8 protein-coding genes are annotated in these 6,292 nt (G+C 68.1%); 2 read left to right on the forward strand and 6 right to left on the reverse strand.

Going from position 1 to position 6,292, the window contains the following annotated elements; genetic code table 11:
- Positions 1-175: 175 nt before the first annotated feature.
- Positions 176-697, reverse strand: coding sequence for a hypothetical protein (locus ACFXC1_RS50145; protein ID WP_381256879.1), 522 nt, complete (start codon positions 695-697; stop codon positions 176-178).
- A 28-nt stretch (positions 698-725) separates the two neighbouring features.
- A complete protein-coding gene (locus ACFXC1_RS50150) occupies positions 726-1,952 on the reverse strand; it encodes a hypothetical protein (RefSeq protein WP_381256882.1) in 1,227 nt (408 codons plus the stop codon).
- Here ACFXC1_RS50150 and ACFXC1_RS50155 point away from each other — a divergent pair.
- Positions 1,930-2,319, forward strand: coding sequence for a hypothetical protein (locus ACFXC1_RS50155; protein ID WP_381256885.1), 390 nt, complete (start codon positions 1,930-1,932; stop codon positions 2,317-2,319). The two genes, ACFXC1_RS50150 and ACFXC1_RS50155, sit on opposite strands and share 23 nt — an antisense overlap.
- 471 nt (positions 2,320-2,790) lie before the next feature.
- Here ACFXC1_RS50155 and ACFXC1_RS50160 read toward each other — a convergent pair whose 3' ends face one another.
- From ACFXC1_RS50160 to ACFXC1_RS50175, 4 genes are all read right to left on the reverse strand, one after another.
- Entirely contained in the window at positions 2,791-3,012 is a 222-nt protein-coding gene (locus tag ACFXC1_RS50160) for a hypothetical protein (protein WP_381256888.1), read from the reverse strand.
- 404 nt (positions 3,013-3,416) lie between these two features.
- Entirely contained in the window at positions 3,417-4,079 is a 663-nt protein-coding gene (locus ACFXC1_RS50165; RefSeq protein ID WP_381256889.1) for a hypothetical protein, read from the reverse strand.
- Positions 4,080-4,219: 140 nt separating this feature from the next.
- Positions 4,220-4,501, reverse strand: a complete 282-nt coding sequence (locus ACFXC1_RS50170; protein ID WP_381256891.1) for a hypothetical protein — start codon at positions 4,499-4,501, stop codon at positions 4,220-4,222.
- Between the two features lie 33 nt (positions 4,502-4,534).
- A complete protein-coding gene (locus tag ACFXC1_RS50175; protein ID WP_381256894.1) occupies positions 4,535-5,416 on the reverse strand; it encodes an SDR family oxidoreductase in 882 nt (293 codons plus the stop codon).
- An 88-nt stretch (positions 5,417-5,504) separates the two neighbouring features.
- Here ACFXC1_RS50175 and ACFXC1_RS50180 point away from each other — a divergent pair, with 88 nt between their 5' ends.
- Complete coding sequence (locus tag ACFXC1_RS50180; RefSeq protein ID WP_381256896.1) at positions 5,505-6,083, forward strand: TetR/AcrR family transcriptional regulator; 579 nt, start codon at positions 5,505-5,507, stop codon at positions 6,081-6,083.
- Positions 6,084-6,292: the final 209 nt, after the last annotated feature.

The following is a 6,292-nucleotide window of genomic DNA, read 5'->3' on the forward strand; positions in this document are numbered from 1 at the left end:
GGCGGGCGCCTCGTCTCCCCCGCCCCCCCCTTCGGCGTTTGTCTCCCCCCCTGTGCGCGCCCCCCCGCGGGGGGGGGGGCCCCCCGCCCCCCCGCCCCCCCCCCCCCCCGGGCGGGCGCCCCCCCCCGTCACAGGTGGGCCGTACAGCAGGAGGTGGCCGTGCCGTCGAGTTCGCTCAGGTCATGTCGAGCTGGAACCTGCAGGTGAGGGTCTGGTGGTAGGTCTTCCCGGCCTGGGTGTAGTCCGCCTCGCAGCCGGTGATGGGCTTGGTCACCTTTGCGGTGACCTTGAGCCGTATCACCGCGTACTTGTCGCTGAGTGCCCCCGGCTTGATGGTGTACGGGTGTCCGGCGTAGTTCGGGTACTTGTCGAGGTCCACGTCGCCGGCTGTGGGGTGGGCAGTCTCCTGGTAGCCCAGCCGGTAGCCGGGCGTGTCCTTCACCGAGTAGACCGAGTAACCGAGCACCTTGCCGCCCGCCGGGACGTTCAGGAGCTTGACCCCGGTGACGGAGACGGCCTGCTTGGAGATGTTCCTCGTCAGGGGGAAGGCCATGCGGAAGATGCCGCCGACCTTCACGTCCGAGAAGCCGATGGCCCCGGTCGTTGTCGGCCCCTCCCCCTGCAGCGCCGTCCCCGTGGCAACCCCGCCGCCCGTCGCGCCCGCACACCCTGTCGCACAGGCCAGCAGGGCCGCCACAGCGAGAGACCGGGTGCGAACGTGGCGGCTAGTACGAGTAGATGACACCGGGGTTCCCTGAAATCTTGCCCTTGGCGCCCCAGATGTCGTGCTCCTGGCCACCCGATCCGGCAGAGATCTTCTGGTAGTGGGACGCGCCGTACTCCGTGTCGAGGCTGAGCGCCACCCCGAACACCTTGACTGCGACACCGTAGGTGATCGAGTTTCCGGTGGTGATGGTCGCGTACGTCTTCTTCGCGAGAACCGCGCGGTACGCCGCGTTGGAGGCCTGGTACGGGGTTGGTCCGTCCTTGTAACTGACATCGGCACCGTACCTCGATACAGCACCCCCGGAGGGGATGTCGTACTTCACTGGGACGATGGAGTACGTGTGCGTGGTCTTGTAGGGGCAGACGACCTGGTGGTCGACGTCCTGGTATTCGATGGGAATCTGGAAGCGCTTGGCCCAGCGCGGCCCTTGGTTCGCGAAGCCGACGGCGTGGCCGGTGGTGTTCTTGCGGGAGATCTTTCCGGTGATGGACCAGTGTTCGCCGTCGACGCTGGTCGCCACGCCCCAAGTGCTGGAGAGGGTGTTGTTGTACTCGAAGGCGGCGGTGGTGTCGTAGAAGGCGTGCCCTTCACCGATGGTGGTGTAGTAGTCGTGCTGCTTGACCACATGCTTGCTCGGCACGCAGACCGGCACGCCGACCTTCGGCTTCACGGCGCTGTAGTCCACACCGTCGACCACGTCCGGGCTGAAGCCCGTGGTCGATGCACCGTCCACCGACTGGTAGGTGTTCGCGGATGCGGCGGAAGAGTCGTCCGCGCTGTCCGCGGTGTCGACCAGGGTCGAATCCGCAGGCGTGACCTGCGTGGTGTCCACGTCGGGGTGGATCGCCACGGTGTCCGGCGTCTCGGCCCGGGCCGCGGCCGAGCCCTCCGTGGTCGCGGAACCGGTGGCCACGCCCGCGTCCACATAGTCGGTACCGGTCAGCAGCGTGCCGTCCGGCGCCTGGCCGTAGAAGGCTGCCTCCAGGGAGAGCACGCCTCCGTTGTCGTCCGCGTAGGTCTGCAGACTGCTTGGGAGAGTCGAGGGCAGCGTGAACGACCAGCTGCCGTCCGAGGCCGTGGTCGCCGTGCCCACGGTCGTCGGCGTGATGCTGCTGCCGTCCGCCGGCAGCGCCTCGTCCACCGGGGTCAGGGTCACCGTGGCGCCGGCCAACGGTGAGCCGTTGCCCAGGGTGAAGACACCCTTGACCGTGGCGGCGCCGGACACCGGGGTCAGGGTGCTCGGGCTGGGCGCCGCGGTGATCGTCGGTCCGCTGGTGGGCAGCGCTGCGCCGCCCGTCGGCTTGACATCGGTGGCCGACGGCGAGGGTGAAGTGCTGGGGGACGGGCTGCTGGTGCTGCCGCAGCCCGGTGAGTCGCTGGTGCTCTGTGTGCAGACGGCACTGGCCGGCGACGACAGTCCCAGGCCGATCACCGCCGATGCGGCTACGACACTCACCGCAGTGGCCAGAGACAGACGTCTGCCAGATATCTTGGTCACGAAAGAAATCCCCGATTCCCCGATTCCACCGGCGTTCCCTAAATTTCTGGGTCGCTCGGCGGGTCTAGTGAAGCCGCATGAAGTGCGGCTGTGAAATTCGCCGGAGACATGGCTGATCGCCTTTGATTTCGCCCCCCGCTTGCGCCGCGCTGGTCTGGTCGTTTACGGCGTGAGTGGAAGCTAGCGCGGCGAAACTTGAAAGGTCAATGATCTTGAGGATTGCTTTACCATCCAGGCCGACTCACATCACCGCAAAGCTCAAGTCGGGCTCAAGTCTTACGAAAGCCGCCGAATTTCGGAGCAGCCTCAGGCGCTCTCCCGGGGGGTATGAAGGGTTGTCCGGCAAGTCCCCTCCCGCGTCCCGCCAACATTTGGACCGTCAATTGATAATCGTCGCAAGGGAGTTGGTCGTTCTGTCCCGCTACTGCTCAACTGCATGCCACGTGCGCGCTCACCGCGCCGCGAAGGCGAGTGCCTGACCTGCGCCGATAAGTCGTTGTCAGTGGCGCCGTTCACCATAACGTCACCAGCTGTTGGCCCGGCTGCTGAAGAGAAACACCTCAGTTCAACACGCTGGACTTGTCAGGGAAGGGACCCGTTCGGTGTGCAGCTTGGTGGTCAACTGTAGGCCGCAGCCTCCGAGCAGCAGCCCGCACCAGAACGTGTCGTGCTCGTGCCAGCGGCGGAAGGCGTCCAGTTCGATCGCCTCCAGCGGCAGCATCGGCGGCTCCTCCGAGTCCGCGCCGCCCAGGACCGCCGTCTGGATCTGCCGTCTGTCACCCCGCACGAAACCCCCGCCTTCCGTCCCAACTCATCGTGCCACCGACGTTGTTGACCTCCCAGGCCATCCGGGCGGGTTCAACGCCCTGGTCTCCGGTTACCTCAACTGGCGCCTGTGGCAAGGCATGTTCGCCAGCTCACAGTCGCCGGGGGCGTAGGCGGGAACAACCCAGGATGGTTGACCGTTCACTCATATGTGGCTGCGGAGGGGACAGTGTCCCCGGGCCTCACCTATAGCCCATGGGGACGATCGTTCGGCTGAAGCCCCATGGAGCCCTCCGCCGAGAGGCGACCGCCCTCCGCACGCCACCGCTCACGGCCCCGGCTGGTCTCCCCCGTCCAGCCGGGGCTTTCGCCTGTGCACGACCGCCGTAAGCCTGTAGTCGGGTGTCCGGGTTCGCAGCATCTCTCTCAGCCGAGGCCAAGGCGGCTGAGGGCGGTGGTCCAGTCGGTGACGATCGCCTGCTGCGCAGCGGCGAGAGTGACGGTGCCCTTGCAGACCGCGGTGTGCAGCTTCGTCTCCACCGGATCCTTCGCGTTGTTCACCCCGGAGCCCTTCTTGTGACCGGGGTCGGCGGGCTCCACCCACAAGTTGCGGTAGTCGTTGGGGTCTCCGCCCAGCTGCAGGCTGATCAGGTGGTCGTACTCGGCATCCGACATGCTGCCCGTGAAGCCGTACGAGGCCGCGTTGAGCTTCTTCTCCCTGCCCGTGACGGACGTGGAGGGCCGGATGCCCGAGGTGTAGCCGCCCTTGCGGCAGATCGTCGACTTCAGGTTCGACTGCGTGACCGCCGGAGAGATCGCGCCGGGCGTGCACTTCGGATCCTCCAACGGCTCGCCCTTGAGATACCGGTAGTGGCAGGTGCCCGCGGCCGGCTGCTTCTGGACCGTGTATGTCTTCTGCGGACCCGCCCCCACCGCGATCGCCCGCCCGGCCCCGCCGGCACCCGACGGACCCGCCGCACCGCTCGCGCTCCCGGACGGCGCCGAACCGTCCAGTGCAGTGGGAGAGCAGCCCACGAGCATCAGACAGGTGAGCAGGGCAGATGAAGCGGCACGGCGGGTGGAACGCATGACGACCCCTCATGGTCAGGCGATGGCTGAGCAGATGCTGCCCCACCCGACTGCCGCCCTATCGCCCGGGGTGCCGTGCAAAGGCGCACGCCTGCCGTACGGCGCAGCGGAAACGCGCCCCCATCCCGCAGTTGTACGAGTCAGGCCCGTACGAGCCGGCCGGCGGCGGCGACGAACGTGTTGTGCGCGGCCCGGGCGAGATCGAAGCGACGGTCACGGTCGGCCCGGTCGGCGGCCTCGTGCAGGGTGAAGGTGACGTCGACGACCCGGTCGGCGAGCGCCAGGACGCACGGGTCGTCGGTCAGCAGCTGGAGCTCGGTCAGGGCCTCGCCCACCGTCGTGCGCGCCTTCAGCGCGTCCGTCTTCGCGGCCTCCTGCTCCGCCTCGGACGCACCGGCCTGCCGCAGAACGGACCTGCGCACGAGCCAGTGGACGCGGAAGACAACGGGCGTGCGTCAGGGCTGGATGTTCTCCAGGTCCTTGAGGAGGCTGGAGTGCGCCGGCTGCCATCCGAGGGCATTGCGGGTGTGGGCGCTGGATGCCGGCTGGTCCATGGCGAAGATCGGGCCGAACGGGCCGAAGTCTTCCTGCGGGACTTCCTCGACCGGCAGGCCCAGTCGTCGGCCGATGACTGTCGCGATGTCCCGCACCGCGTCGCCCTCGTCGCCGACGGCGTGCCAGGACGTCCCGGCGGGTGCCGACTCAAGGACCAGGCGGAAAAGGACCGCTGCGTCGAGCGCATGCACGGCCGGCCAGCGCTGGGTGCCGTCACCCGGGTAACCAGCCACTCCGGTACGGCGCGCCGCATCGACCAGCAGACCGGCGAATCCGCCCTGGCCCTCGTTGTGGACCGTGCGCGGCATGCGGACGGCCATGCTGCGCAGACCTCGCGAGGCGAGATCCAGCAGCGCCGTGACCGAACGGCCCCGACCGCCCACCGGTCCGTCGGTCGGCAGCGGATCGGCCTCGGTGGAGGCACGGCCCGGGACCCACGGTGTACCCGAAACCGTGACGATCGGGCGGTCGCTCCCGATGAGTTCCTGCCCCAGCGCGGCGACAGCCGCGCTCTCCTCGGCTATGGCGTGCGCGAGCGCGTCCGGGCTGCTGTAGTCGCGTCCGAACGCCAGACTGAGCACGCCATCGCACTGTGCGGCGCCGGACCGCAGGACGTCGAGGTCTGCCAGCTCTCCTCGCAGCACCTTGGCACCAGCTCTCTCAAGGGCCTGCGCGGAGCCGTCCGAGCGGGCCAGTGCGAGAACGGTGTGGCCGTTGCCGAGCAGTTCGGCGACGACGGCGGAGCCGATGGTGCCGGTACCGCCGGTGACGAAGACATGCATGAGCTCTCCCCGAAAGTGATGGGACCATTATCCCATCACTGACCATACACGGCGACGGGACAGGTGTCCCATCACCTATCCTGATCTCATGGCTAGATGGCAACCAGGGGCGGCCCAGCGACTCGTCGTTGCGGCCGTCGACCTGTTCACCGAGCAGGGGTACGACGCCACCACGGTGACGCAGATCGCCGAGCGCGCCGGCGTCACCAAGAGCACCTTCTTCCGGCACTTCGCCGACAAGCGCGAGCTACTGGTCGCCGGGCAGGAGACACTCAGCAGGCTGCTCGCCGACGGCATCACCGAAGCCCCGGCGAGCGCCAGCCCGCTCCAAGCCGTGGCAGCCGGTCTCGTACGCGCATCGAGCGCCATGGGGCCGACGAACCGCGAACTCGGCCCCCGCATCAAAGCAGCCGTGGCAGCCAGCACCGAACTCCAGGAGCGCGACACCCTCAAGAGCGTCGGTCTCGCGGCCGCCATGACAGCCGCGCTCATCGCCCGCGGTGTCCCCGACCCGACCGCGCACCTCGCGGGCGAGCTGGGAGTCCTCGCGTTCAAGCGGGGCTACGCCCAGTGGTCCGAAAGCGATCGTGATGACGCGGAAGGGCTCGCGCCACATGCACTGGCAGCCCTGGAGGACCTCCGCGCGGCGACTGCGTCGCTGGGCTGATCGAGGCCGCTTGACTGGGGCCGACCGGACCCTGTCGGCGCCGTGAACGCTGCACCCCCGTGCCATGCCACATGGCTTGACCTGCCGCACCAGGTTCAAAAACACCTACTGAGGTTGTTCTTTTTCTTCCGGTCTCGAACGACGTCTCGAACGGGGTCACTCACCAGGGAGTTTGCCGGACGTGGGGGCGGCCTTCGTCTGATCCTGTG

This window comes from Streptomyces hokutonensis, assembly GCF_042751305.1.
In the GTDB taxonomy this organism is placed as follows: domain Bacteria; phylum Actinomycetota; class Actinomycetes; order Streptomycetales; family Streptomycetaceae; genus Streptomyces; species Streptomyces hokutonensis_A.

Bases quoted from the DNA above. Each gene is read 5' to 3' on its own strand.
- ACFXC1_RS50165 (WP_381256889.1), bottom strand. From the start codon at position 4,079: ATGCGTTCCACCCGCCGTGCCGCTTCATCTGCCCTGCTCACCTGTCTG.
- ACFXC1_RS50180 (WP_381256896.1), top strand. From the start codon at position 5,505: ATGGCTAGATGGCAACCAGGGGCGGCCCAGCGACTCGTCGTTGCGGCC.
- ACFXC1_RS50175 (WP_381256894.1), bottom strand. From the start codon at position 5,416: ATGCATGTCTTCGTCACCGGCGGTACCGGCACCATCGGCTCCGCCGTC.